Raw genomic sequence first — 26,303 nt, 5'->3', positions numbered from 1 at the left:
CCCCCGGTCGGTGGGCGGTGGTTTTCGTGTGCCAGGACCAGGGGACACGCGAGGGAGTCACGCGAGGTAGCGCACCGACTCATCCGGCACCGCCAGCCGGTAGCCCCGCTTGTAGACGGTCTGGATCAACTCAGGCTGCTCCATCGCACTACGCACCCGGGCGACCGCGACCTCCACCGCACGCTCCGTGGCGTCCTCCCCGGTCATCGCCGACAACTCCTCGGCGATCTCCGCCCGCGACAACACCTGGCCCGGACGCGACCACAGGATGTGCAGCAGCTCGGCACCGGTACGTCCCAAGGGGTGGAACGTGCCGTCCAACAACGCCCCACCGGTGCGCACATGCAGCTCACCGACATCGGTGCGTACCGCAGTGGACGGCCCCGCCATGTGCATCACCACCTCGCGCACCAGAGCGCCGAGGCGGAAACGCTCCGGCACGATCGGCTCGATCCCATGCTCCCTCAACGGGGCCGCGGTGATCGGCCCGACCGCGCCGAACATGGTGCGCTCCTTCGCCGCACGCAACACCGCCGGCAGGGTGCCCAGCTCCTCGGCGCTGTGCAACCAGGCTTTCGCACCCGGGGCAGAGGTGAACAACACCGCGTCGATCCGGCCGGAGGCGACCATCCCGGTCGTCCTGCCGACCAAAGCGGGATCCGGCGGTGGACCCCACCGGTAGATCACCAGGCCACGCGCCAGCGCACCGGCATCCGCCAGACTCTTCTCCATGTGGGGGTCTCCGGCACCGTGATGCTGGATCACGATCCGCTTGCCGCGGACCCCACCGGCCAACAGGTAGTCGATGATCTCGGTGGATGTCTCGGTCTCGGCGACCCAGTCGATCTCCAACCCGGCCTGCTGGACAGCACCACGGGCCTTCGGACCACGTACCAGGATCCGGGCCTGCTCCAGCGCCTCGACGAGCTCCTGCTGGACACCGTCCTGCTCGGCGGCGTCCATCCACCCACGGAAACCCACACCGGTGGTCGCCACCACGATGTCTGGCGGGTCAGCGATCAGCGCGCGGGTCTCCGCCAACAGCTCCGCATCATCGAAATGCGAGGTGATCGCCAACGGGGGAGCGATCGTGGTCTCCGCGCCGTGACGCTGCAGGGCGGTGGCGAACTCGCCGGAACGACGGTCCACCGGAAGTAGGATCGAACATCCCGCCAGCGTCTCAGACAATTGACGTGCGTGGGTCATGCCATGACCGCCTGCGGGACGTGGGCGAGGTGTGCAGGGTGTGCTGGAGGTGCAGGGTGTGCAGGGGAAGTGACCTGCGGGGATGCGACGGCATCGAGAAGTCCGGCGCGTGCCGTCTCACCGACGACGATCACTGCCGGGGCGCGCACCCCGTTGACTTCTGCTGCTGTCACCACACTGCCCAGAGTAGCGCGGGTACAGCGCTGCCCGGGTCGGTGGGCGTTCTCAACGATCGCCACCGGACGGTTCGCCGGAACTCCGTCGGCCAGCGCGGTGGCGACCATGTCGCGCAAGGTCGAGACACCCATCAGGATGACGACGGTGGTGGCATCGTCCAGCAACGCGGCCCTGGTCCGGGCGTCCCATCGGCGGTGGCCGTTGACCACGTGCACGGCATCGGCGACACCCCGGTGGGTGACCGGGATTCCGGCGGAGGACGGCGCGGCGACCGCGCTGCTGATCCCGGGGACGACCTCGACCGGCACCCCGGCGGCACGGCAGGCGATGACCTCCTCGCCGCCGCGTCCGAACACGAACGGGTCGCCACCCTTCAACCGGGCGACGGTGAGTCCCCGCTGGGCCCGGTCGACGATGATCGCGTTGATCTCCTCCTGGGGGCTGGGGTGGTGGCCGGGACGCTTGCCGACATCGATGACCTCGGTGTTCTCGTCGCAGAACTGTGCGAGGTCGGTGGGGCCCAGGCGGTCGTGGACGAGTACGTCGGCGGCTGCCAGGAGGCGGTGGGCGCGGACGGTGAGCAGGTCGGTCGGGCCGGGGCCGCCGCCGATGAGGTGGACGGTGCCGGTGGAAGGTGTGGCGGGCTGTGTGGTGGTTTGGGGGCGTGCGGCCAGCTGGTGGGTCTCGTCGACCTGGCGTGCCACGGCCCGGACGACCTCGGCGGACCGCCTGGGATTGGGCGAGCCGGTGGACAGGGCGCCGAAGACCGTGTCGCGACGTCGGGCCTGGGCCGGCATGCGGGCAGACCCGTGGGGTGCGCAGGAGGCGTTGATGCACCAGATCCGTCGGGCGCGGCACTCCTCGGCGACCGCGGAGTCCACCGCCGGGTCGCCGGTGGCGGTGTGGACCAGCCAGGCGTCGTCCAGATCCTCGGGGCGGTAACGCCGCGGCTCCCAGACTGGTGGGATGGTGGTGTGGGGCGTGGAGTTATCGGAGGTGGTGTTGGCGGCGGTGGTGTTGTCGGATACCGTGGCCGAACGGAGGAAGGCCTCGGTCCGTGGAGAGAGCTCCGGGGCGATGATACGGAGTATCGCACCTTGGGTGTGCAGGGCTGCGGCGCGGCGGGCCGTCACATCGCCGCCGCCGATGAGGACGATCTCGGTGTCCCGGACATCCAGTCCGGTCAGTACGAAAGTCACGGGTATTCCTCCAGGTCACGGAAGGGAGCAGTCGAGGGGGTGCAGTCGGGTCGTGCAGTCGGTTTCAGTCAGGGGCACGTGGAAGTGCCATCACTGATTGAGGTTAGGAGGTGGCTGTTTCCCGCAATATGCCCTTCGGCTACGGCAATGAGACAAAAAACTCACACGGCCGGGGTCGGCTGTGTGAGATTTCAGGGCGCGTTTGTCACCACCGGTAGTCCAGAAACTTCCCATCGAAGGTGACGATCACACGGTCGCCGTCCGGATCGGGCCGACGCTCGATGTCCACGGTGAAGTTGATCGCGCTCATGATGCCGTCGCCGAACTCCTCGTGAATCAACGCCTTCAACGCCGGCCCGTAGACGCCGAGTGCCTCGCTGAACCGGTAGATGGTCGGGTCCCTCATGGTTTCCGGGTCGGTCCCGCGGTTCGGCTGGGTCGTGAGGGATTCGGCGACGCTGTCGTCCAGTCCCAGTAATGCGCACGCCGCGGCCGCCTGTTCAGTGGTCATGGGGTGCTGGCCCAACAAGGCCGCGGTCGTCCAGACCAGGGGTGTGCCCAGGTCCTCGGCGATACCCGCCCATGTCCTGCCGGTGCGTAACCGGGCCGCCTCAATATGCCTCGCCGCCTCTGCGCGAGTCATGATCGGTTCCATGGTCGGTTCCATGTAGGTCTTCTCCTTCTACTCAGGGCGGCCGGGCTGTCTCGTCGCTACAGGGACACGCTTCCCGGTCATTGCGCGCCCCTGCGTATCCACCTGCTCCGGCGCACCTCCGGCGACCGGAGATCCCTGTGGTCGTTGGGGATCGTCCGCGTCCTGGGCGTCCCCGTTCTGCGGTGTCTGCGGTGTCTTCGGTGTCCGGACGTAGGAGTAGTACATCGGCAGTCCCACGAACAACAGTCCACCGACGATATTGCCCAGTAGGGTGGGGATCTCGTTCCAGACCAGGTACTGGCCGAGGGAGAAGTCACCGCCGAGCATCAGCCCGGCCGGGAAGAGGAACATGTTGACCACGGAGTGCTCGAAGCCCATGTAGAAGAACAGCATGACCGGCATCCACATCAGCAGGGCCTTGCCACCAGCACTGCGGGACATCATTGAGGCGACTACGCCGGTGGAGACCATCCAGTTGCACATCACCGCGCGCAGGAACAGGGTGAGCATGCCGGCTGCCCCGTGTTCGGCGTAACCGGCGGTACGGTCGTGACCGATCTCGCCGAGGCGCTCGCCGATGGCATCCGGCGGGGTGGAGAAGCCGTAAGTGGTGATGAAGGACATCAACAGTGCGACCAACACCGCGCCGACCATGTTGCCGAGAAACACCAGGCCCCAGTTGCGCAGCAGACTTCGCCAGGTCACACCGGGCCTCTTGTCGATCCAGGCCAGCGGCACGAGGGTGAAGACACCGGTGACCAGGTCGAAACCCATCAAGTAGAGAAGGATGAATCCGACGGGGAAGATCATCGCGCCGAGCAGTGGTTCACCGGTGTTGACGGTGATCGTTGTGGCGAGGGCCGCGGCGAGGGCGAGGATGGCTCCGGCCATCGTCGCCTTGATCAGCGTTTCACGGGTTGCCATCCCGGTTTTCTTCTGTCCGGCGTCGACCATCGCGGTGGCGACGTCGGCCGGTGGGACGTAAGACATGGGTCTCCTGGGGTGATCGGTAGGTTCGGTGGAGGGGGGAGCTTCGGACCGTCAGTAATGCAGGAGGACGCGACGCTCACCGTGGTCGTCGATGACCTGGACGGGGAAGGTCTGCAGGGTGTGGTCCTCGTCCTCCAACGAGACCCCGTCGGTCAGCCGGAAACGCTGCTTGAGCAGTGGGGAGGCGACCGTGGGGACACCGTCGTGATCGCCGACGATGCCGCGGCTCATCACGGCTGCGCCCATGTACGGGTCGATGTTGGACACCGCGTACACGCCGGTGCTCGACTGGTCAGTGCTTGCCTGATCTGCGCTGGTCCTGGCGGTGCCGGTCTTGTCGCTGACGCGGAAAAGGGCGACCTGGGTGCCGTCGGGCAGCAGGACAGCGGCACCGAGGTTGTCCTCGAGTTCGTCGAACAGGCAGATGCTCACGGGGTGGGTGGTGACAGTCATGGTCTTGGCTCCTTCAGAGTTGAGGTAAGGCGGGAGGTGAGGCGGGACAGGGGGGAGTTGGTGGTTATACGGCGCTGCGCAGGCCCGGCATCGGCAGCGGGACCGTCCGGCCGTCCTGCTTCTGGAACTGGACGGTGGGGTCGGGTGACCCGGGCGCGTTGACGAAGGAAACGAAACGGCGCAGCTTCTCCGGGTCGTCGAGGACGGCCTTCCACTCGTCGGTGTAGTCGTCGACGTGGCGGGCGATGAACTGCTCCAGGTCGTCGCCGATCCCCAGGGAGTCCTCGCAGACGACCTCGCGGATGTGGTCCAGGCCGCCCTCGGTCTCCTCAACCCAGGCGGCGGTGCGCTGCAGGCGGTCGGCGGTGCGCACGTAGAAGGCGATGAAGCGGTCGATGTAGCGGATCAGCGTGGGCTCATCCAGGTCGCCGGCGAGCAGTTCGGCGTGGCGCGGGGTCGCGCCACCGTTGCCGCCGACATACAGGTTCCAGCCGTGCTCGGTGGCGATCACGCCGACGTCCTTGCCGCGGGCCTCGGCACACTCGCGGGCACAGCCGGAGACACCCATCTTCAACTTGTGCGGACTACGCAAGCCCCGGTAGCGCAACTCCAGATCGACGGCCATCTTCACCGAATCCTGCTGGCCGTAGCGGCACCAGTCGGTGCCCACACAGCTCTTCACCGCGCGCAGCGACTTGCCGTAGGCCTGGCCGGACTCCATGCCGGCGTCCACCAGGCGACGCCAGATGGCGGGCAGCTGCTCCACCCGGGCACCGAACATGTCGATGCGCTGGGCGCCGGTGACCTTGGTGTACAGGTCGAAGTCGCGGGCGATCTCACCGACGACGATGAGCTGTTCGGCGGTGACCTGGCCACCGGGCATCCGCGGCACCACGGAGTAGGAGCCGTTGCGCTGGATATTGGCCAGGAAGCGGTCGTTGGTGTCCTGCAGGGCGGCATGACCGTCGTCCAGAACGTGGTGGCCGGTGTTGAGTGTGGCGAAGATGGACGCCATCGTCGGCTTGCAGATCTCGCAGCCGTGGCCGGTGCCGAACCGCTTGATGAACCGGGGGAAGTCGCGGATGACGGTGGCCGCGGCACACTGGAACAGTTCCGCACGCGACTGGCTGAAGTGCTCGCACAGAGCCTTGGACTGCTCGATGCCCTCGGCGTCGAGGAGCTGGCCGAGCAGGCCCACGCAGGACCCGCAGCTGGTTCCGGCCCGGGTGCAGGTCTTCAGGTCCGCCACCGAGCAGGCGCCGTCGCCGATGGCGTCCCGGACGTCCTTCTTGGTGACGTTGTTGCAGGAACAGATCTGGGCGGCGTCCGGCAGTGCGGCGACACCGGCACCGGCAGCAGCGTCGTCCCCGGCGGACGGGGTGATGAACGCCATCGGGTTGGTCAGCTCCGCGCCGACCATGGGGCGCAGCATGGCATAGGCGTTGGCATCCCCGACGAGCACCCCGCCGAGCAAGGTCTTGCCGTCGGTGTCCATGACGATCTTGCCGTAGGTCCCGGCGAAGGGGTCGTTGACGGTCAGCGGTCGGGCACCCTCGGTGGTGCCGTGGGCGTCGCCGAAACTGGCGACGTCGACACCCAGCAGTTTCAGCTTGGTGGACATGTCCGGGTCCTCGAAGGACGTCGGTTCTCGCCCGGTGATCCGGTCGGCGACGATCTCCGCGGTGGTGTAGCCCGGGGCGACCAGGCCGTAGCAGACCCCGTCGACGGCGGCGCACTCGCCGACCGCGCTGATGTCCGGGTCATTCGTCCGGCACAGTCGGTCGGTGAGGATGCCGCCGCGCGGGGCCTTGTCCAGCGGGGCGGGGGTGGCGGCATCGGCGAGGGCGTCGTGGGGACGCACACCGGTGGAGAAGATCACCAGGTCCACGGTGAGGTGGTTGATGGTGGGGTTCTCCGGGGCCGGCTCGCCGGGCGCGGGGACGGGGGAGGAGAGGGTGAGGGCCAGGTTGCTGGAGTCGCTGTCGGTGCGCGCGATGACATCGGTGCCGGTGTTGACGTGCACTTGCACGTCGAGTTCGCGGACCTTGTCCGCCAGCAGGACGCCACCGTCGGCGTCCACCTGGATCGGCATCAGACGGGGGGAGCGTTCGATGATGTGGGCCTCGGCACCGAGCAGTTTCAGGGCGTTGGCGGCCTCCAGGCCGAGCAGGCCACCGCCGATGACCGCACCGACCGGGGAGCGTCCCGCCGCCCGGGCGTCCTCGACGAGGGTGCGGATGTCGTCGAGGTCGTCGAGGGTGCGGTAGACGGTGCAGCCCGGCAGGTCATGGCCGGGCACCGGCGGGACGAAGGCGTAGGAGCCGGTGGCCAGCACCAGGTGGTCGTAGGCGACGGTGGTGTCACCCTCACAGGTCACGGTGCGGTTGTCCCGGTCGATGCCGGTGGCCTTGGCGTGCACCACGGTCACCGAGTCCGGGAGGTCGGCCAACTCCAGGGCGGTGCGGTCCCAGGAGGACACGTAGCTGGAGAGTGCGACCCGGTCGTAGGCGTGGCACGACTCCCCGGAGATCACGGTGATATGGGCATTCGGGTCGCGGTCGAGGATCTCGGTGACGGTGCGGTGACCGACCATGCCGAAGCCGACGACGACGGTGTGCGGCGCGTCTGAAGTGTGCGGGGTCTGGGAGGGAGTCAGTTGTGGGGTCATGTCTGATGACGCTAGAAGTCTCCCACCGCAGAAGGTACAGATGAGAGCAGTGTTTTACAGCGGGTTCACCGGTGACCTGCAGCGGGGCGTGTGGGGACACGGGCAGGAAACATGCGAAACATGCAAGTTTCAGGCCGTGTGATTCAGTACACGTCGCGGACGTAGCGACGTTCGGCGGCCAACCCGGTGACGAAGGAGCGGGCGTCCTCGGAGTCCATGCGTCCTTGCTCGGCGACGATCCGGCACAGCGCGGAGTCGACGTCGGCGGCCATGCGCCCGGCGTCGCCGCAGACGTAGAGGTGCGCGCCGCGTCCGATCCACTCCCACAGGTCCGCGGCATGGTGCAGCATCCGGTCCTGGACGTACACCTTCTTCTCCTGGTCGCGGGAGAACGCGGTGTCGAAGCGGGTGAGGATCCCGCGATGGTGCATCCCGGACAACTCCTCGCCGTAGAGGAAGTCGGTGTCGCGGTGACGGTCGCCGAAGAACAACCAGTTGTCGCCGGCGGCGCCCGAGCACATCCGGTCCTGCAGGAACCCGCGGAAAGGGGCCACACCGGTGCCGGGGCCGATCATGATCATCGGGGCGTCCGGACGCTCCGGCGGGCCGAAGCTACGGTTCGGCTTGATGAACACCTCGACCTCGTCGCCGGGGGCGAGCTCGGCGAGGAAACCGGAGCTGACCCCCACGACGCGATGCACCGCGCGGGCTGGTGAACGCCACCGTGGAGACGGTGATCTCCACCTGGTTCGGGTCCGCCAGCGGGGAGGAGGAGATGGAGTACAGCCGGGGGCGGAGCTCGGTGAGAACCTCCAGCCATTCCGTGAGATCCGCCGTCACCGGGTAGGACGCCAGGACGTCGCACAGGTGGCGGCCGTAGGCGAAGGTGCGCAGTGCGGTGGTATCTGCGGTGTTACCGGCGCTGCCGGTGAGCTCGTCGATGCCGGCGTCCGGGTGCTGGCGGTGCACCAGCTCCAGCAGAGCGGGCGTGACGGAGGTGATGTCGAGCCGGGTCAGTGTCTCGCGTAGTGGCTGTCCGGTCTCCGGGTGGGGTACGGCCGGGTCCAGACCGGTGAAGTGGAGGAACTCGTCGACGGTGGTGGCGCGGTTGCGCGGAAGGACGCCCAGAGCATCGCCGGTGCTGTAGGCGGTGGCATCGCTGGCGCTGTCGGCGTCAGTGGTGCTGTTCGCGTCGGCGGGGAGGCAGGGCAAGGTGAAGGTGTAACGCCGGACCTCCCGCCCAGTGGCCCCCGGATCACCACCAGTGAGCCTGGACGCTGCGGCTACGGTGGCGGTCACCGGATTCGCCCGGGAACCCCGCGCCGGACCCTGCGAGGCTGCACTGGAGGAGGTGGCACGGGCGATATCGTCCGGATCAGCCCCCAGCGCCTCGGCTGCGGCAGCGAACCAGGACGCTGCAGTCCCGGCGAAGTCCGGTTCGCAGGACGCCCGGGGAAGCAACAGTTCGGCGCCCAAGGCGCTCACGCGATCCTCCAGTTTCCGGGCGAAGCCGCAGAAGTCGGCGTAGGAGGAGTCGCCGAAGCCCAGCACCGCACAGCGAAGACCAGCAAGAGCTGGTGCACCTGCGGCACCCGATGCGTCCTGCTTGTCCTGCTTGTTCTGCAGTGCCTCCAGTTCCTCCCACAACGAGGCGGCCATGTCCGGGGCGTCGCCGTCGCCGGTGGATGAGACCACGAACAGGACGGTGCCCTGCAGCTTTCCGACATCCACGGAGTCCGCGCAGCGGACTCGGGCCGGAACACCGACGGCGGTCAAGGAGGAGACAAGACCGGGGACGTACTCCTCGACGGTGCCGGTCTGTGACGCCCAGACGACCGAAACAGTGTCGGCATCATCGGCGCCGTCTGCACCGTCAGCATCATCGTCCATGTCGTCCGGTGTCTTCGGTGCCGCAGCCACCCGCAGCAGCGACACCGCACAGGCCTTGAACTCCGGCTGCAGGGACTCCGGATCCACCGCATCGGTGGTCAGCTCATTGACCGGGACATTGGCGAAATGCATGGGGATGAAACACGTGCCGGGCACAATGCCCTCGTCGACCACCGCCGGGGCGTCCAACGTGCCGCGCCGGGAGGTGACCCGCACGATGTCGCCTGCCCCGATGCCCAGGGGCTCGGCATCGGTGGGGTGGACCTGCACGAAGCCGGACGGATTGAGCTTCATCAGCTTCTTCACCCGACCCGTCTTCGTCATCGTGTGCCACTGGTGCGGCAACCGGCCGGTGGTCAGGGTCAGCGGGAAGTCCTCGTCCGGCAGCTCGTGCGGCGGCAACCACGGCCGGGCGACGAACTGTGCCCGGCCGGTGTCGGTGGGGAAGGCCAGGCGCGGCACCTCACCATCATCGGTGACCAGCCGGGACTGGCTGATGCCGTCGTTGAGGTAACGCACCGGGTTGCGCGCGTCACCACCCGGTGCGACCGGCCACTGCACCGGACCGTCCTTCAGCCGGGCATGGTCCACCCCGCGCAGGTCCCAGCCGGTGCGGGGATTGTGGAAGCGTCGGATCTCGTCGAAGATCTCCGCGGCACTGGCAAAATCGAACCCGGGGAAACCCATCGCCCGGGCGACCCGGCAGATCAGCTCCCAGTCCGGGGCGGCCTCGCCCGGGGCGTCCAGCAGGGGAGAGGACAGGGTCATCGTGCGTTCAGAGTTGACCATCACGCCGTCCGACTCCGTCCACAACGCCGCCGGGAGCACGATATCGGCGTGCCCGGCGGTGGCGGAACCGGCGTAGGCGTCCTGCACGACCACCAGGTCCGCACCGGTGAGACCCTTGATGAACTGCGAGGAGTTCGGCACGGTGGCCGCCGGGTTGGTGCAGATCACCCACACCGCGCGAACCGGCGAGTCCTCGTCGCCGAGCTCGCGGAACAGGTCCACCGTGCCGCCGCCGAGGTCGGTGTGCAGCGTGCCCGGCGGTACCTCCCAGATGTCCTCGACCTCGGCGCGCTGGGCGTCGTCGAGCACACTGCGCTGGCCGGGCAGACCCGGACCCATGTAGCCCATCTCCCGGCCGCCCATCGCATTGGGCTGGCCTGTCAACGAGAACGGGCCGGCGCCGGTGGTGCACAATGCGCCGGTGGCAAGGTGCAGATTGCACAGGGCGGTGGTGTGCCAGGTGCCGTGGACGGACTGGTTCAGCCCCATCGTCCACAGGCTCACGAACCTGCGGGTGGACCCGATCCATTCGGCGGCGGTGCGCAAATCGTCCTCCTCGATGCCGGTGATCCGGGAGACCTCCTCGACCGGGTAGTCGGCGAGGTGGTCCTCCATGACCTCCCAGTTGTCGGTGTAGGACGCGATGAACTCAGGGTCGGTGTCGCCGTTGTCGCAGATCATCCGCAGCAGACCGTTGAGCAGTGCCATGTCCGTGCCCGGGGCGACCGGCAGGTGCAGGTCCGCCTTCTTCGCCGTGGCGGTGCGGCGCGGGTCGACGACGATGAGCTTCGCCCCGGCCTTCACCCGGTCCATCATCCGCAGGAAAAGGATCGGGTGGCAGTCGGCCATATTTGCCCCGGTGACCAGGAAGACGTCCGCATGGTCGAGGTCGTCGTAGGAGCCGGGCGGGCCGTCCGCGCCGAAAGCCTGCTTGTAGCCGGTAGATGCCGAGGCCATGCACAGCCGCGAGTTCGACTCGATGAGGTTGGTGCGCAGGTAGCCCTTGGCCAGCTTGTTCGCCACATACTGGGCCTCCAGCGTCATCTGGCCGGAGACGTACAGTGCCACGGCATCGTGCCCGTGCTCCTCGCGCAGGGCGGTGAAGCGGCGGGCGACCTCGTTGACTGCGCCGGTGGGTTCGGACGCCTCCCCGTCGACCAGGGCGGTCGTCTGGCGGCCACCGGAGACCAGCAGGTCGGCGGTGGTGGAACCCTTGGTGCACAACCTGCCCCGGTTGACCGGGTGGTCCGGGGTGCCGCGGGAGGTGAGGGTGCCATCTGGGGAGGCGGTGAGCGTGAGGCCGCAGCCGACGCCGCAGTAGCCGCACATGGTGTCGACCGAGCGGGTGTCGACCGAGCGGGACTGGTCAGGTGTCGTTGACGAGGAGGTGGGGGAGGTGGGGGACGTAGTGGAGGGAGCGGAGGTCGGGGTGTTGGCGGCGGCTGCTGTGGAACTCATGTGCCGCTACGTTAGGACGCCGGTGTTGCCGCAGCGTCTAGGTCACGTTTCGGTCAAAAGACCTCCGGCTCACACATTGAGGGGCAGCAGTGCGCGAACTCCGTCACCGCGGGATCATCATTGTGTCACTGGGCAGAAATTGCGTCCTACCTGCTGTGAAGCTTCTGTTTCCGGGTTCTCTCCCGGCTGTCGAGGTCATCCGGGCACGGTTACAGCTTGGAGGCAGTCCATTGAAACGACGACCCGAACAGGATCCCGCGTGACCACGACACGGACCACGACGACCCCCGACTCTCCTACGACCCCTCCCGCCCAGAACCCCGCCCAGGCCGGCCCGTCCGACACGTCTGCGTCGCACTCTTCTGGCGATCCCCGCATCGAGATGACGGAAGGACGGTGGATCACCAACTGGGATGCCGAGGACCCGGCATTCTGGAACGGCCCCGGCCGCCAGGTCGCCCGACAGAACCTCATCTGGTCGGTGTTCTGCGAGTTCCTCGGCTTCGCCGTCTGGCAGATGTGGTCGGTGACGGTGATCTTCCTGCCCCAGGCCGGTATCGACCTGACGTCGTCCCAACAGTTCTGGCTGGTGTCCCTGCCTCCGCTGGTCGGTGCAGCCACGAGGATCCCCTACAGCTTCACCGTCCCGATATTCGGCGGACGCAACTGGACGGTGATCTCCGCGCTACTGCTGCTGATCCCCACGCTGGCCACCGCGCTGATGCTCACCGCCGACAACCCGCCGGTGTGGATCCTCTTCATCATCGCCGCGACCGCAGGGCTGGGCGGCGGCAACTTCGCCAGCTCCATGTCGAACATCACCTTCTTCTACCCCAAGGCGGAGAAGGGTGCGGCCCTCGGCATCAACGCCGCCGGGGGAAACCTGGGCGTGGCCGTGGCACAGCTGGTCATCCCCATCGCCGTGACCGTCTTCGCCTTCGGCGCCTTCGAACCGAACCTGTCGGTGGCCGGACTGATCTGGGTGCCGCTGATCCTGCTGGCCGCCTGGGGCGCACGACGCTACATGCACAACCTCTCCAATGCGACCAATGACATCAAGGGCTCCCTGTCTGCCCTGAAGGAGAAGCACCTCTGGATCATCTCCTTCCTCTACGTCGGCGCCTTCGGCTCCTTCATGGGCTTCGGCTCGGTATTCCCGACGCTGATCAAGGCACAGTTCCCGGACTTCTCCTCCTTCACGGTGCTGGGTGCCGCACTGAGCCTGGCGTTCATGGGGCCGCTGGTCGGATCCCTGGCCCGTCCCTACGGCGGCAAGCTGGCTGACCGGATCGGCGGCGCCCGGGTGAGCATCGTGGTCTTCCTGTGCATGGCACTGGTGACCGCGACGATGGTGATGCTGCTCGACGGCATCAGCTTCGGGGTCTACCTGGTGCTGTTCCTCATGCTGTTCACCCTGACCGGCCTGGCGAATGGCTCGACCTACCGCATGATCCCGACCGTCTTCGAGCTCTCCGTGCCTGCCGACGACCCGGTCGGCCATGAGCGCAAGAGTGCCGCGGCGCTGGGCTACATCGGCGCGATCGGTGGTTTCGGCGGCTTCGCCATCCCGCAGGTGCTGAACCTGTCGCAGAGCACGACCGGCAGTTTCGCCACCGCCTTCTGGGTCTTCGCCGGGGCCTACGTGGTGATGGCTGCGGTGGTGTGGGTGGTGTACCGCCGGCCCGGCACCCGCTTCGCCGCCGCGAACGTGTAGGTGCGGTGTCCGTGCGGTGTCCGTGCGGCGATGGACGTCATCCGTCACACCTCCGGCGTTTTTCCTTGGGGGCGGAAAACGTCCTGACCTGCGCGTCTCACGATGCGGAAATCGCGAGGGGTGTGATAGATAGCCGGGCCGCTGGAGGCTGGGGACGGGGAGGGGAGACGTGCGGCCAGTGAGCGCGGGGAGGGGAGAGGCAGGCGGGGGTCGACTAGGCCTAGAGGCCGCCGAGCAGGTGCTCGGCGGACTGCGACAACTCGGCGCGTACACCTTCCAGATCCTCCGGGGACGCGGTGTCGATCAGCGTCCGGATGGTCTGGTGTGCGTTCTTCTCGTGCTCCCGGTCGTCCTCGTCCCACTTGCCGGTGAGGTGTGCTTCGATGAGGTGGGCGTCGTCGTCGAGGATGAGGGCGGCGTCCTGCGTCGTGGCGGCGGACGTCGTCGTCGCGTCGATGTAGTCGGTGACGATACCGCGCAGATTCGTAGGCAGGGGAGAAGTCATGCACCCATTGTTGCAGAAACGCGGGACGTTCTAGCCGCCGATGGCGCTCATCGTGCGCTCGGGTTGGACGTAGGCCTCGTCGTCGAGGGTGACCTCGTCGGAGCCGTAGGCCCGCGGCTTGCCCCACATGGCCCGGGCCCAGCCCAGTGCGACGTCCTCGTCGGACGCACCGCCGCGCAGCAGCCACATCAGGTCCGTCTCCTCATTGGAGAACAGGCAGCTACGGATCTTGCCGTCGGCGGTGACGCGGGTGCGTGAACAGGCCGAACAGAAGGACTCCGTCACCGAGGCGATGATGCCGACCTTGCCCAGCGGTGTCGCATCGGCGGCGAGCGGTGCATCCTGCGCTGCGTCCTGTACTCGGGACACCCGGTCGAAAACCTCCCACAACTGCGCCGGCGCCGAGCCCCGCGGCGCCGGGTCCTCGCGCAGCACGAACCGCTCCGACAGACGCTCGCGCAGCTCCGCGGCGGAGACCAGGTTGTCGCGCGCCCAGGACCGGTCGGCGTCCAACGGCATCTGCTCGATGAAACGCAGCTGGTAGCCGCGCTCGACACACCAGGCCAGCAGGTCGGCGGCACCGGTGTCGTTGACCCCGCGCATCATCACCGCATTGACCTTCACCGGCTCCAGGCCGGCGTCCTTCGCAGCGGCGAGACCGGCCATGACCTGCGGCAGACGGTCGCGTCGGGTCAGTTCGGCGAAAGCCTGAGGGTCGATGGTGTCCAGGGAGACATTCACCCGGGTCAGCCCGGCGTCCACCAGGGCATCGACCTTCTTGTCCAGGCCGATACCGTTGGTGGTGATCGAGATCGGCACCTCCGGGTGCAGCTCGCGCACCCCGGCGATGATGTCGGCCAGGTCATGACGCACCAGCGGCTCACCACCGGTGAACCGGATGTCCTTGACCCCCAGGATCCGCACGCCGATGTCCGCCAGACGCACCGCTTCCTCAGCCGTCAGCAGCGAGGACTTGTGCAGCCACGGCAGGCCCTCGGCGGGCATGCAGTAGGTGCAGCGCAGGTTGCACTTGTCGATCAGGGAGATGCGCAGGTCGTCGGCGGTGCGTCCCCACCGGTCGCGCAGGCGCAGCGGGCCGGTGGTGGTTGGCATGTCGGACGCTGCGCTCGCCGCGTTGCTGCGCGCGGCACCGGCGGCGGTGCCTGGCACCGTGGGGATCGGCAGGACCGTGGTCATTGGTGGGCCACCTCCTTCTGCGCGGCTCGGCTGTGTCGGCTGTGTTGGCTGTGTTGGCTGTGTCGTTTGGATCGTCTGGGTAGTTTTGCGCCGTTACCGTCCGGTCTACCGTGTGACGGGTCATCTATCCACACCGGGTGCGTGCGGCATCTCCACACGGGCGTCCGGAGGTGCGGCACCAGCCAGTCCAGGGTGCGCGACACTGGGCGACTAAGGTGCGGTCTTGTACCCAAGGATAGCCGCAGCGCTGCAGCATGTCGCGGCGAGAACTGCCGCAGCTGTCTCCTTCGAGAAGAGGACACCACATGACCACCACCCGCATTCCCCGCAGTGTTCTTGCCGTGTCCGCCCTCGGCGCCGGAGCGTCCCTCGCCCTGTCCGCCTGCTCCACCGACGGCGACAGTGACGGTTCCGGCGAGACCGGGACCAACGCAGCATCCGGCACCGTGAACGTCTTCGCCGCCGCCTCGCTGAACAACGTCGGTGAGGAACTCGCCGGCGCCTTCAACGCCGCCAACGCCGGCGACACCGAGATCGTCTTCAACTTCGCCGGGTCCTCCAAGCTCGTCCAGCAGATCGGGCAGGGCGCCGACGCCGACCTGTTCATCAGCGCCGACGAGCAGAACATGGACGCCGCCCTCGACCTGCCTGAGTTCGACGGTGCGGACGCCCAGGTCATCGCCACCAACCTGCTGGTTCTCGCCACCGCCCCCGGCAACCCGGCCGGCATCGAGTCGCTGGACGACCTGGCGTCCGGCGGCTCCGCAGCGAACGCCCGCATCGCCATATGTGCCGACGGCGTGCCCTGCGGCACCCTGGCCCACCAGGTGCTCGATGAGAAGGGCATCGCACTGTCCAGTCCGACCGAGGAGGCGAATGTCTCGGATGTGGCCACGAAGATCGCCACCGGTGAGGTCGACGCCGGGTTCATCTACGCCACCGACGCCCAGGCACTGCAGGACGCCGCCGGCGGTGCTGACGGCTCTGACGGCGAGGCGATCACCGTCATCGACATCGCCGAGACCGTGGACATCGAGCCGAACCTGTACCCCGCGGCGCTGACCGTCGAGGGCCAGGACAACGGCACTGCCGCGGCGTTCCTCGAGTTCCTCGCCACCGACGAGGCCGCCGAGATCCTCGAGAAGTACGGCTTCGGGGCACAAGACGCGGACGAGGAACACGGGGCACAATAGGACGGTGCGCAGTCGGACGGTCACCTCAGTTCCCGTCGTCATCACCCTCATCGGGCTGGCGGCGGTCCTGCTGCTGCTCGGACCGCTGCTGGCCCTGCTGCTGAACATTCCCTGGGACCGCGCGGTCGAGCTGGTCACCGCGCCTGCCGCAGTACAGTCACTGACCCTGTCGCTGTCTACCGCGCTGGTGTCCACGTTGCTGTGCGTGGTGCTGGGGCTGCCGCTGTCGGTGTGGCTGGTGGAGTTCGCCCGCCGACATCCGGGCTGGGGGCAGGTCGTGCAACTGATCGTGTACGCCCCGCTGGTGCTGTCCCCGGTGGTGTCCGGGCTGGCGCTGGTGTTCTTCTGGGGACGCCGCGGGGTGCTCGGCTCCTGGCTGGACGACGCCGGGGTGCAGGTCGCCTACACCGCGCTGGCGGTGATCGTGGTGCAGGTGTTCGTGGCCATGCCTTTCTTCGTTTCGACGACGACCACGGCGCTGCAGGGGGTGCCGGTGGTGCTGCAGGAGGCTGCGGCGTTGGACGGGGCATCCCGCTGGCAGACGATGATGCGAGTGCTGGTGCCGCTGTCCTGGCCGGGGATCGCCACCGGTTGCGTGCTGAGCTTCGCCCGGGCGCTGTCAGAGTACGGCGCGACCCTCACCTTTGCCGGTAACGTAGCGGGCGAAACCAGGACGATCCCGCTGCTGGTCGAGTTGGGGCTCAGCGCCAATGACATGGACCGGGCGCTGGGCGCGTGCATCATGCTGATCGGGGTGTATGTGCTGGTCGTCGGCGGGATCGCCGTCATCCGGATGGGTGTTGGCGGGGCGAATGGACACAAGGGAATCAATGGACATGACAGGCACGGCAGGGCACAGTCACGCAGGCGAGCGCGCCCGGAGCCCTGAGGAGCACCTCGCCGCCGTGCGCGCGCTGGTCGCGGACCTGAAGGGAGGGCCGGCGGGGGAGCGCGAGATGGTGGACGTCCCTGCCGCGGCGGCAGTCGGGCGGCGTTTGGCCCGCAGCGTGGTGGCCGTCGAGGACTCCCCACGCTTCGACAACTCCCAGATGGACGGCTACGCCCTGGCTGAATCGCACCTGGCCGGCGGACGCTTCCCGGTGGGGCCGACGGTGGCTGCCGGGGCCGACCCTCGCGACGTCCTGTTCGACGCGGTCACCAACCCCACCTCCCGGATCCGTGACGCGGTGATCCCGGTGATGACCGGGGCGCGGCTGCCGGCCGGGACCGCGGCGGTGGTGCCGGTGGAGGCGTGCGATCCGCCCGACTTCGAGGCTGCGGAGGCTGCGACCGCCGCTGGTGCTGGCACGGCTGGAGGTTCCGGTGGTGTGAGCGTTCCTCCCTGGGAAGCCGGACGCTTCGTCCGACTCGCAGGCTCTGACCTGCGCGCCGGTGCAGAGCTGTTGTCGGCTGGTCATGTGGTGAATCCCCGGACGGTGGGTGCGGTCGCCGCGCAGGGGATCGCCGAGCTGCCGGTGCGTCGGACCGCCCGGGTGCTGATCTGCACCGGTGGTGATGAGATCGGCAGTGATGGCACAGACGGTGCGGCGATGATCCGCGACGCCAACGGGCCGATGCTGCAGGCCTTGTGCGCCCGGCACGGCATCGAGGTCGCCGGGACGGTGCGAACCAGCGATGACCCGGCGGGGTTCCGGGCGGTGCTGGCCGAGGCGATCGAGCAGGCGGGTCCGGACGCGGTGGTGACCAGCGGCGGGATCAGCCATGGACGCTTCGAGGTGGTGCGTCAGGTGCTGGAGGGTGCTGCTGGAACTCAGGCAGGAACCCCAGCCTGGTTCAGCCACGTCGCCCAGCAGCCAGGCGGCCCGCAGGGACTGGCCGCGTTCAACGGTGTGCCCGTGATCTGTCTGCCGGGCAACCCGGTGTCCACCGCGGTGAGCTTCCGGCTGTTCGTCGCCCCGGTGCTCGGCGAGGTGGCTGAACCTGTGGTCGGACGCGCCGGCGAGTCCATGCAGGGACAAGCGGGAAAGGACCGCTTCCTGCGTGGTCGCACCGAGATCGTCGACGGGGTGCTGACCGGCTTCGTGGTCGGCGGGCCCGGCTCCCATCTGCTCGCCCAGTCGGTGGCGGCGGACTGCCTGCTCCGCGTCCCGGCGGGCGAGGACAGCAAAGGAGGCGAGGGCAGCGGGGGTGTCGCAGGCAGCGAAGGTAGCGAGGGCAGCGTGGGCCTTGTCACCGGGGATCCGGTGGAGATCATCCCGCTGTAGATCCTCCGGTGGTTGTTCATCCCGCTGTAGATCGGGCCGCTGTAGATCGATCCTGTACGCCGACGCCGCCGCTACCCCAGCTGTCCCGTCCCCGGTGATGTCAGAATCGTGGGATAGATCGATGGTTTTTCGGCCGGATCCCATCGAATGATCCCACGTTTCTTACATCCAGGGCGTGGTAGTCGGCATGGGCGTCAGCGTGGGTGAGGGTGTGGGATGACCGGGGGATGTCCGGGGAAGACCGGGGAAGACCGGGGGAGGGGTGAGGGTGGTGGCTCGACGGTGCCCGACATGTGCTGCCGGGGTCCACCTGGGGCATGAGCCCATGGCTCACAGTTGTTCGGAATTAATCACCGTGAACTCACACCGCAGGTAGTGGCGGTGATGGGTGGCACGGTAGCGTCTGTCGGCATGCAGTTCATACACCTCACCTACTTCGACGCGCTGGCCCGCGAAGAGCATTTCGGGCGCGCCGCCCACGCGTGCTTCGTCTCTGCCTCCACTCTCTCCCAGGCGATGCGGAAGTTCGAGGCCGAGGTCGGGTTTCCGCTGGTGCGCCGGGGCAGGGCGTCCTACCAGGGGCTCACTGCGGAGGGCGAGGTCGTGCTCAACTACGCCCGACGCATCCTCGCCGAACAGCGCTCCCTGGAGCAGGACATGGCCAGTCGGCACGGGACGCTGGAGGGCACGCTGCGTTTCGGCACCATCCCGGCGGGTACCGAGCAGGCCGCGACGCTGATCGCGCACCTGTCCGAGCTGCACCCCGGGGTGAAGGTGGAGCTCATCGGCGGGCTGACCAGCGAACAGATCAGCTCGCAGATCCTCAACCATGACCTGGACGCCGGTATCGTCCACCCGGCCGAGGCGTCGGGATCAGGGGCAGCGACGGAGGCTGGCGCGCTGCACCAGGCCAGGTTGGGACGCACCAGCTGGGCGGTGTGCGGGCACCCGGAGGTGTTCGGGACGTCCGGCACTGATTCCGGCGCCACCACGAGCACCGCCGCGAACGCTGCCGCGAACGTTGACACGATCAACACCTCGAGCGCCGCCTCGAGCACCGCCACAATCACCGGCGCTGAACTGGCCGAACTCCCACTGGCCCTGCTGCGTCACGGGACCGTGGCCCGCCGCGAGTTCGACCGCGGCCATGCAGGGGCCGGGCTGTCGGTGACGCCCGGAGTGGAGGCCTCGTAGGTGGAGCTGCTCAAGGCCCTGGCCGCCACCGGACGCTGGCTCGCTGTGGTGCCGGAGCACACCGCGCCCGCCTCCCGGTGGGAGACCCGTCGGCTGGTCGAACCGGAGGTGTACCTGGAACTGGCGGTGGCACGGCTGGAGTCTCGTCCGCTGCCGGCGATGTCTGCCGCGCTCGACGACGCGGTCGCCGTGATGCTGGCGGCTGGGAACGACACTGATGTGTCCGAGGGAGGTGCGCAGTAGTGACTCCTGCTATTGACTCACGCACTGACACGGGCGCCGACAAGCACACCGACAGCCGCTGGTGGCACAGGTTCCGACGCGCCCAGCCCCACATGTCGCTGGGGACGATCCTGCTGTCCGGGGTCGGGGTGATCGTGGCGGTCAGTGTGTTGGGGCTGATTGCCGAACTCACCGGCCATCCCCTGCTCATCGCGAGTTTCGGGGCGTCCTGCGCACTGATCTGCGTGCTGCCGTCGGCGCCGGTGTCGCGTCCGATCAACATGCTCGGCGGGCACCTGGTGTCGACGGCCGCCGGGCTGGCGATGCTGGAGATCGCCCCGGCGTCGTGGTGGACGATGGGACTGGCGACCGGTGTGGGGGTGATGCTGATGACCGGGCTGAGGGTGCTGCACCCGCCGGCGGCGGCGATGCCGATCCTGGTGATGCTCACCGACCCGGGGTGGATGTTCCTGCTGACGCCGGTGATGGCCGGGGCGGCGGTCATCACGGTGATTGCCGAGGTCTACCGGCTGGTGCTGGGCAAGCGGGTCTGGCGGGCGTAGCAGCGTCGACTGAGGGTGGCCCGGAAGATAAAAGTGCTTAAGGCTTCCCCTGCATGTCAGAAAGGTGGGATGAATCGTCGGGATCCGACCGGAAAACCATCAAATGATCCCACCTTTCTGACAGGGGTGGCCGTGCTGCGAGCGATGGGGTGGTCCTACCGGTGTCTACAACGGCAGGTACTCCACCAGGTCGCCCGGTTCGAGGCCGTCGCGGGGGACGACGATCAGGACATCCGCCGCGGCATAACCGCTGAGCATGTGGGAGTGCGAACCAGCCACCGGAGTCACCGTGACCTGCGCCGGAGTGGAGTCGTGAGCGGCGCGCTCATCCAAGGTCGCGGGCATCAGCCGCACCCGGTCCCGACGCAGCGCGCCGATCCGTCCGGACGCCCCGGTGGATGCAGTCGCCGGATGGGTCGCCACCGCGTCCTCGACGGTCGTACCGCAGAACACCTCCACCGCCGGGGCGACGAAGGAATGCAGCGCCACATGCGCGGCGAACGGATTGCCCGGCACCCCGATGATCAGCTGGTCAGCGCGCCGGGTGATCAGCGTCGGATGCCCCGGCTGGCAGGCCACCTCCTCGGCGAGCACCTCTTCGGCCGCGCGACTGATGAAACGACGCGCGAAGTCCTGGGTGGAGCGTCCTGACCCGCCGGTCATCACCACGATGTCGCTGGACCGGACGTCCGGCCGACGCAGCCAGTCCTCCACGGCGACCGGGTCGTCCGGCAGCCGGTCGGCGACGGTCACCTCGGCACCCCACGCGCCCAGCAGGGCGGGGAAGGAGGTGCTGAAGGCGTCGCGGACCTCGCCGGGGCCGGGCACGCCGTGGCTGATGACCTCATTGCCGGTGAATGCGCAGGCCACCCGTGGTGCCTGGCGCACCTCGACGGTGTCGACCCCGCAGGCTGACAGCATCGCCACATGCCGCGGGGTCAGCCGGGTCCCCGCGGTCACCAGGACGGACCCGGCGTCCCACTCCTGGCCGGCCGGGCGGATGTCACGGCCCTCCTCCGGGGTCTCGGCCGTCACCACATCATCGGTGACCTGCGCGTTCTCTGAGCGCACCACGGCGGTCGCGCCTTCGGGGATCAGTGACCCGGTGAGGATCGGCAGGGCCTGACCGGGCTCCAGCGTCCCACCGGTGCGGTGCAGGTTCCGCCCGCGGGCATTGGTCGGCGTGGCGGCCAGCAGCGTCCACGGTCCGGGGCCGCTGACGGCGAACCCGTCCATCGCCGAGGACGTGTAGTGCGGCACAGGTATCGGGGACAGGACGTCCGCGGCGAGCACGTCGCCGGGAGCCGGAGTGCGGGACGCTCCGGTCTTCTCCTCGGTGCGTCCGGTGCGCGCCACGATGGTGGCGACCGTGTCGGCGATGCTGGTCCGGGCGTCCTGCCAGGTCGCCGGCTGGTGGCGGAGGTGTTCGGTCCAGTCGTCCCAGGTGTCGACGTCGGCGGCGGTGGCGGCCGGGACCTCGACCTCCACCAGGGTTATCCGGCGCAGCAGTCGCATCACGGAGGCGTCGCGGAAGTCGTCGTCGCCGATGGCGGTGAGCAGTGCGCCCAGGCGGACGGTCGACAGCAGCGGCTGGAGGCGCCCGTCGACGGTCGCGATGGCGCCGTCGGGGTCAGTGTCGGACCGAGAGTCGGACGCCGCGTCGAGCAGCGCGGTGATCCCCGGACCCGGGTTCACCAGGTCGGCGGCGAGCAGAAGGACGAGGTCCTCTTCACCGGTGTCCTCCCGCTCGGCCAGTGCCCGGGCCCCGGTGACGATGGCCGCGGCGGGTCCGGACAACGGGGGATCCTCGCGCAGGCGGACCACGTCATCGGGGAGTTCCATCTCCCCGGCGACGACGACACGGACGCCGGCGACCTCGGCAGAAGCGGCGAGCACGCGGTCGATCAACCGCACGCCGTCGCGTCCTGCGAGAAGCGGCTTGGCCGGGGTGTCCTCCGGCGCCGAGGCCGCCAGCCGGGACCCCTCACCACCGGCGATGATGATGGAATGGATGCTCACCGTTATCCCCCTGCGAACGGCGGGAGGACGTCCACACGCTGCACCCCGTCGAGGGCGGTCGCGGCGGCCTCGGGGTGGGTGACGGTGCGTCCGTCGACGAGGAAGCTGCAGCGTCCGAAGACCTCGGCCAGCGTCATGCCGCCGGCGGTGGTGTCGGTGTGCGCGCTGCCGAGGGATCCCAGCAGGTCAGCAAGAGTGCTCCCGGGGTCCGGCAGCGTCTCCTGGGCCACGCCGCGGGCGGCCCGCGCGGCGGCGAAGTAGTGGATCTCAACCATGTGCACCAGTGTAGGCGGCGCGGGTGGTGGGGATTCGTCATTAGGCTTCACACCATGACTGATGAGCGTGCCGCGGTGACCGTCGTCGACTACTCCGACGCCCACCGGGAGGAGATGCTGGAGCTGGCGTTGCAGTCCTGGGCGCCGGTGTTCGGGCAGCTGCGGGACACCGTGCCGCGATTCGTCTACGACAATTTCTGGCCGGACGGGTGGGAGACCCGGCAGCGGACGGACCTTGCGCAGGTGGTGGACGGGGCCCCGGAGTTGGTGGACGTCGCGGTTCTGGACGGTCGGGTCGTCGGCTGGGTGGTCACCCGGCTCCATCCGGAGGACTCGATGGGGGGAGGTGCATGTCATCGTCGTGGACCCGGAGGTGCAGCGGCAGGGGATCGCCTCGGTGCTGCTGGACCGGTCGCACCAGCGGATCCGGGAGGCGGGGATGCGGATGGTGATGGTGGAGACCGGTGACGATCCCGGGCATGCACCGGCCCGTTCGGTTTACAGGGCCAACGGGTACAAGCGCTGGCCGGTGGCGCGGTACTTCAAGGACCTGACGGGGTAGGTCGGGATGGGAGGAATACAACGCATTGCGTTAATGGCGGAGTCCGTTATGCGTTGGCAACGTGGTCACAGTGAGCGAAGGAGGCGAGGACATGATCGAACCGATCCATCCCGGCGAGATCCTCATGGGGGATTTCATCCAAGGGTTCGGAATCACCCAGCACAAGGTCGCTGTCGCCATCGGGGTTCCGCCGCGACGGATCAACGAGATCGTGCACGGCAAGCGGGGTATCAGCGCGGACACCGCGATCCGGCTCGCCAGGTATTTCGGAACTTCCGAGGAGTTCTGGATGGACCTGCGGTCCAACTACGAACTGCGGATCGGGCACCAGGCACTAGGAGACCGGCTGGCGGACATCGATCCGTTGGCCACCGCGTAACCTGGGGAACTATGAGCAGCGCTGAAAACGTAGGGAACGCAGGCACCGCAGGGAACGCCCACCTCACCCACGTCCGGGAGGACGGCTCGGCCCACATGGTCGACGTCACCGCCAAGAACGAGACCAGCCGCACCGCCGTGGCCACCGGTCGGGTCATCACCCGTCCGGACGTCCTCGACATGATCTTCGCCCCCGCCGACGGCGCGCACGAGGGTCTGCCGAAGGGCGACGCCCTGCCGGTCGCCCGCGTCGCCGGGATCATGGGCGCGAAGAAGACCCCGGAGATGATCCCGCTGTGCCACCCGTTGCCGCTGGGCAAGATCACCGTCGACTTCGCGCGGGAGGACGCTGCGGACGCTGCCGGCGCCTACGCCGCGGACGCTGCGGACGCCGACGTCCGTGGTGCCGTGCGTATCGAGGCCTCAGTGAAGACCCGCGGTGTCACCGGCGTGGAGATGGAGGCCCTCACCGCGGTGACCAGTGCCGCCCTGACCGTCTACGACATGATCAAGGCCGTCGACAAACACGCCGTCATCGACGACGTCCGCGTCCTCGCGAAATCCGGCGGCAAGTCCGGCGACTGGGATGTGCGCTGATGACTGAGACACAACACACCCGCGCGCTGGTCATCGTCGCCTCGACCCGCGCGGCGTCCGGCGACTACACCGACCGCACCGGCCCCGTCCTCGTCGACTGGCTGCGCAGCCGCGGCCTCGAGGTCGACGACGCCACCGTCATCGCCGACGCCGACATCCCCACCGCCCTGCCGGAACTGCTGGACGACCCGGTGCTGCCCCGGATCGTCCTGACCACCGGCGGCACCGGTATCAGCCCCACCGACCGGACCGTCGCCACCGTCAAGCCGCTGCTCGAGCACGAACTCCCCGGCCTCGTCGCCGCCGTCCAGCAGCGCGGCGTGGACAACGGCGTGCCCACCGCACTGCTCTCCGGCGGGGTCGCCGGGGTGGTCGGACGCTCCTTCGTGATGACGCTGCCCGGTTCCTCCGGTGGGGTGAAGGACGGTATCGCCGTGCTCGACCCGGTCCTCGACCACCTCATCGCCCAGCTGGAAGGAGCCGGCGACCATGAGTGACGCTGCAGTGAACGCCGACCCCGCCTACGTCGCCGAGCAGACCGGCGTGGTCGTGCACACCGCCATCTCCGCCGAGCCGCTGGAAGGCCACCTCGCCGCGGCGAAGGCCGACACCGCGACCGACGCCATGGGTGCCGTCGTCACCTTCGAGGGCGTTGTCCGCGACCACGACAACGGCGCCGGGGTCACCAGCCTCGACTACACCCACCACCCCAGTGCGGCGGACATCCTCGCCCAGATCGCTGAGGCCACGGTGCAAAAGTACCCGCAGGTCAGACTGTGGGCCGAACACCGCACCGGGTCGCTGGCCATCGGCGACATGGCCTTCCTCGTCGTCGTCGCGTCCGCCCACCGCGGGGAGGCCTTCGAGGCCATCGCCGACTTCGCCACGCAGGTCAAGGCGAATGTACCGATCTGGAAGGAACAGGAACACACCGACGGCTCGACCGGGTGGGTGGGCCTGTGAGTGTCGACATCGGACGCTACCGCCGCCAGATCACCCTCGCCGGCTTCGGCCTGGATGCCCAGCAGGCCCTCGCCGATGCCCACGTCGCCGTCCTCGGCGCCGGCGGCCTCGGCTCCCCGGCGTTGCTCTACCTCGCCGCCTGCGGGGTGGGGACGGTGACCGTCATCGACGACGACACGGTCGAGACGTCCAACCTGCACCGCCAGGTCATCCACACCGACGCCGCGGTGGGGGAGACCAAGGTGAGCTCGGCACGCCGGGAGATGCTGGCGCGCAACCCGGGGATGACCGTGTACACCGTCACCGACCGACTCACCGCCGACAATGCCGTTGATCTGCTGCGCGGTGCGGATGTCGTGCTCGACGGCGCCGACAACTTCGCCGCCCGCTACGACGCCTCCCACGGCTGCACGGTGCTGGGGATCCCGCACGTGTGGGCCTCGATCCTGGGCTTCGATGCCCAGCTCTCGGTCTTCGGAGCCACGCTGTCCGACGGCTCGGCCGGCCCCGTGTACGAGGACGTCTTCCCCACGCCGCCGCCGGCCGGGACCGTGCCGTCCTGCTCGGCCGCCGGGGTGCTCGGGCCGGTCGTCGGCGTCGTCGGCACCGCGATGGCGCTGGAGGCGGTGAAAGTGCTCACCGGTGTCGGCCAGCCGCTCGCCGGGGAGCTCGGCTACTTCGACGGCCTGTCCGGACGCTGGGAGTACATTCCGCTGGCCGCCGACCCCGCCGTTGCCGCCCGCGTTCGGAACGCTGCGACGCCGGTCGCCGAGGAGCTCGCGGTGGAACCCTCGGACGGCGGCCCTGACCTCGCCGCCGGTGCTGCAGCTTCCGCCGGCGCTGACGGCGCTGACGGTGCTGCCGGCACCGCTGGTCCCGCCTTGAGCGACCTGCCCGACCTGACCGACGCCGTGCTCATGGACGTCCGTGAACCCGATGAGTTCGCCACCGTCCGCATCCCCGGTGCGGTGAACGTGCCGCTGTCCGCGCTGCGCGCAGCGTCCAACCCGGCAACCCCTGACCTGCCGGACGAGGCTCGCGACCTGGCGGCCGAAGCGTCCGACAGCGGGCGTCCCCTCGTGGTCTACTGTGCGGCCGGGGTGCGCTCGGCGCAGGCGCTGGAGATTCTCGCGGCGTCCGGCATCGGCGGCGTCGATCTCCCCGGCGGCATCAACGCCTGGTTGGAGCGACAATGAGCATGGCTTCGCAGG

23 protein-coding genes and 1 pseudogene are annotated in these 26,303 nt (G+C 68.6%); 13 read left to right on the top strand and 11 right to left on the bottom strand.

Annotated elements, in window-relative coordinates:
* Window positions 1-57: 57 nt before the first annotated feature.
* From ACTXPP_RS02500 to ACTXPP_RS02470, 7 genes and pseudogenes are all read right to left on the bottom strand, one after another.
* Entirely contained in the window at window positions 58-1,206 is a 1,149-nt protein-coding gene (locus tag ACTXPP_RS02500) for a uroporphyrinogen-III synthase (RefSeq protein WP_301520852.1), read from the bottom strand.
* The gene (gene cobA, locus ACTXPP_RS02495; protein ID WP_443340718.1) at window positions 1,203-2,582 is read right to left on the bottom strand and encodes a uroporphyrinogen-III C-methyltransferase; all 1,380 of its coding nucleotides are present in this window, start codon (window positions 2,580-2,582) and stop codon (window positions 1,203-1,205) included. Before cobA ends, ACTXPP_RS02500 begins: the two co-directional genes overlap by 4 nt.
* A gap of 205 nt (window positions 2,583-2,787) precedes the next feature.
* Complete coding sequence (gene cynS / locus ACTXPP_RS02490; protein ID WP_301497260.1) at window positions 2,788-3,237, bottom strand: cyanase; 450 nt, start codon at window positions 3,235-3,237, stop codon at window positions 2,788-2,790.
* Window positions 3,238-3,264: 27 nt separating this feature from the next.
* Window positions 3,265-4,227: a formate/nitrite transporter family protein gene (locus ACTXPP_RS02485; RefSeq protein ID WP_301520854.1), complete on the bottom strand. Its 963-nt coding sequence runs from the start codon at window positions 4,225-4,227 to the stop codon at window positions 3,265-3,267.
* Window positions 4,228-4,278: 51 nt separating this feature from the next.
* On the bottom strand, window positions 4,279-4,680 hold the full coding sequence (locus tag ACTXPP_RS02480) for a nitrite reductase (NAD(P)H) small subunit (RefSeq protein WP_301497246.1): 402 nt from the start codon (window positions 4,678-4,680) through the stop codon (window positions 4,279-4,281).
* A 64-nt stretch (window positions 4,681-4,744) separates the two neighbouring features.
* Window positions 4,745-7,348: a nitrite reductase large subunit NirB gene (gene nirB / locus ACTXPP_RS02475; RefSeq protein ID WP_443340715.1), complete on the bottom strand. Its 2,604-nt coding sequence runs from the start codon at window positions 7,346-7,348 to the stop codon at window positions 4,745-4,747.
* 143 nt (window positions 7,349-7,491) lie between these two features.
* Window positions 7,492-11,356 (bottom strand): annotated as a pseudogene (locus ACTXPP_RS02470) (bifunctional nitrate reductase/sulfite reductase flavoprotein subunit alpha).
* Between the two features lie 388 nt (window positions 11,357-11,744).
* Between ACTXPP_RS02470 and ACTXPP_RS02465 the strand changes: the two are divergent.
* Window positions 11,745-13,199, top strand: coding sequence for an MFS transporter (locus ACTXPP_RS02465; protein ID WP_301525390.1), 1,455 nt, complete (start codon window positions 11,745-11,747; stop codon window positions 13,197-13,199).
* A 220-nt stretch (window positions 13,200-13,419) separates the two neighbouring features.
* Here ACTXPP_RS02465 and ACTXPP_RS02460 read toward each other — a convergent pair whose 3' ends face one another.
* A complete protein-coding gene (locus ACTXPP_RS02460) occupies window positions 13,420-13,704 on the bottom strand; it encodes a hypothetical protein (protein WP_301520989.1) in 285 nt (94 codons plus the stop codon).
* Window positions 13,705-13,734: 30 nt separating this feature from the next.
* Window positions 13,735-14,901, bottom strand: a complete 1,167-nt coding sequence (gene moaA / locus ACTXPP_RS02455; protein ID WP_301498185.1) for a GTP 3',8-cyclase MoaA — start codon at window positions 14,899-14,901, stop codon at window positions 13,735-13,737.
* 305 nt (window positions 14,902-15,206) lie between these two features.
* On the opposite strand from moaA, the gene modA reads away from it, so the two are divergent.
* From modA to ACTXPP_RS02425, 6 genes are all read left to right on the top strand, one after another.
* Complete coding sequence (gene modA / locus ACTXPP_RS02450) at window positions 15,207-16,094, top strand: molybdate ABC transporter substrate-binding protein (RefSeq protein WP_301498186.1); 888 nt, start codon at window positions 15,207-15,209, stop codon at window positions 16,092-16,094.
* A 4-nt stretch (window positions 16,095-16,098) separates the two neighbouring features.
* Window positions 16,099-16,983 (top strand): molybdate ABC transporter permease subunit, encoded by an 885-nt coding sequence (locus ACTXPP_RS02445; RefSeq protein ID WP_301520987.1) that lies wholly within the window; start codon window positions 16,099-16,101, stop codon window positions 16,981-16,983.
* A complete protein-coding gene (locus ACTXPP_RS02440; protein WP_301520986.1) occupies window positions 16,931-18,319 on the top strand; it encodes a molybdopterin molybdotransferase MoeA in 1,389 nt (462 codons plus the stop codon). Before ACTXPP_RS02445 ends, ACTXPP_RS02440 begins: the two co-directional genes overlap by 53 nt.
* 411 nt (window positions 18,320-18,730) lie before the next feature.
* Entirely contained in the window at window positions 18,731-19,513 is a 783-nt protein-coding gene (locus ACTXPP_RS02435; RefSeq protein ID WP_443340711.1) for a LysR family transcriptional regulator, read from the top strand.
* The gene (locus tag ACTXPP_RS02430) at window positions 19,514-19,756 is read left to right on the top strand and encodes a hypothetical protein (protein WP_443340709.1); all 243 of its coding nucleotides are present in this window, start codon (window positions 19,514-19,516) and stop codon (window positions 19,754-19,756) included.
* On the top strand, window positions 19,756-20,298 hold the full coding sequence (locus tag ACTXPP_RS02425) for an HPP family protein (RefSeq protein WP_301524786.1): 543 nt from the start codon (window positions 19,756-19,758) through the stop codon (window positions 20,296-20,298). The genes ACTXPP_RS02430 and ACTXPP_RS02425 overlap by 1 nt, the downstream gene beginning before the upstream one ends.
* Before the next feature lie 165 nt (window positions 20,299-20,463).
* On the opposite strand, the gene ACTXPP_RS02420 is transcribed toward ACTXPP_RS02425, so the two are convergent.
* Together ACTXPP_RS02420 and ACTXPP_RS02415 are read right to left on the bottom strand one after the other, a co-directional pair.
* Window positions 20,464-22,317 carry a molybdopterin-binding protein gene (locus ACTXPP_RS02420; RefSeq protein ID WP_443340707.1) on the bottom strand — a complete coding sequence of 618 codons (1,854 nt, stop codon included), beginning with the start codon at window positions 22,315-22,317 and terminating at the stop codon, window positions 20,464-20,466.
* A 2-nt stretch (window positions 22,318-22,319) separates the two neighbouring features.
* Window positions 22,320-22,592, bottom strand: coding sequence for a MoaD/ThiS family protein (locus ACTXPP_RS02415; RefSeq protein WP_301524787.1), 273 nt, complete (start codon window positions 22,590-22,592; stop codon window positions 22,320-22,322).
* A 235-nt stretch (window positions 22,593-22,827) separates the two neighbouring features.
* On the opposite strand from ACTXPP_RS02415, the gene ACTXPP_RS02410 reads away from it, so the two are divergent.
* The 6 genes from ACTXPP_RS02410 (at window position 22,828) to ACTXPP_RS02385 (ending at window position 26,288) form a co-directional block, all read left to right on the top strand.
* Window positions 22,828-23,154, top strand: a complete 327-nt coding sequence (locus ACTXPP_RS02410; protein WP_367618743.1) for a GNAT family N-acetyltransferase — start codon at window positions 22,828-22,830, stop codon at window positions 23,152-23,154.
* Between the two features lie 91 nt (window positions 23,155-23,245).
* Window positions 23,246-23,533, top strand: a complete 288-nt coding sequence (locus tag ACTXPP_RS02405; RefSeq protein ID WP_301524788.1) for a HigA family addiction module antitoxin — start codon at window positions 23,246-23,248, stop codon at window positions 23,531-23,533.
* An 11-nt stretch (window positions 23,534-23,544) separates the two neighbouring features.
* Window positions 23,545-24,129 carry a cyclic pyranopterin monophosphate synthase MoaC gene (gene moaC / locus ACTXPP_RS02400; RefSeq protein WP_301521042.1) on the top strand — a complete coding sequence of 195 codons (585 nt, stop codon included), beginning with the start codon at window positions 23,545-23,547 and terminating at the stop codon, window positions 24,127-24,129.
* The gene (locus ACTXPP_RS02395) at window positions 24,129-24,626 is read left to right on the top strand and encodes a MogA/MoaB family molybdenum cofactor biosynthesis protein (RefSeq protein ID WP_301521041.1); all 498 of its coding nucleotides are present in this window, start codon (window positions 24,129-24,131) and stop codon (window positions 24,624-24,626) included. Before moaC ends, ACTXPP_RS02395 begins: the two co-directional genes overlap by 1 nt.
* Window positions 24,627-24,633: 7 nt before the next feature.
* A complete protein-coding gene (locus ACTXPP_RS02390) occupies window positions 24,634-25,092 on the top strand; it encodes a molybdenum cofactor biosynthesis protein MoaE (RefSeq protein ID WP_443340786.1) in 459 nt (152 codons plus the stop codon).
* Entirely contained in the window at window positions 25,089-26,288 is a 1,200-nt protein-coding gene (locus tag ACTXPP_RS02385; RefSeq protein ID WP_301521039.1) for a ThiF family adenylyltransferase, read from the top strand. Before ACTXPP_RS02390 ends, ACTXPP_RS02385 begins: the two co-directional genes overlap by 4 nt.
* Window positions 26,289-26,303: the final 15 nt, after the last annotated feature.

The sequence above is a fragment of the Candidatus Corynebacterium faecigallinarum genome, from assembly GCF_052264515.1.
GTDB classification, from domain to species: Bacteria; Actinomycetota; Actinomycetes; order Mycobacteriales; family Mycobacteriaceae; genus Corynebacterium; species Corynebacterium faecigallinarum.
Note: the sequence above shows the minus strand (reverse complement) of the source record. Positions and strands in the feature narration are given on the sequence as shown.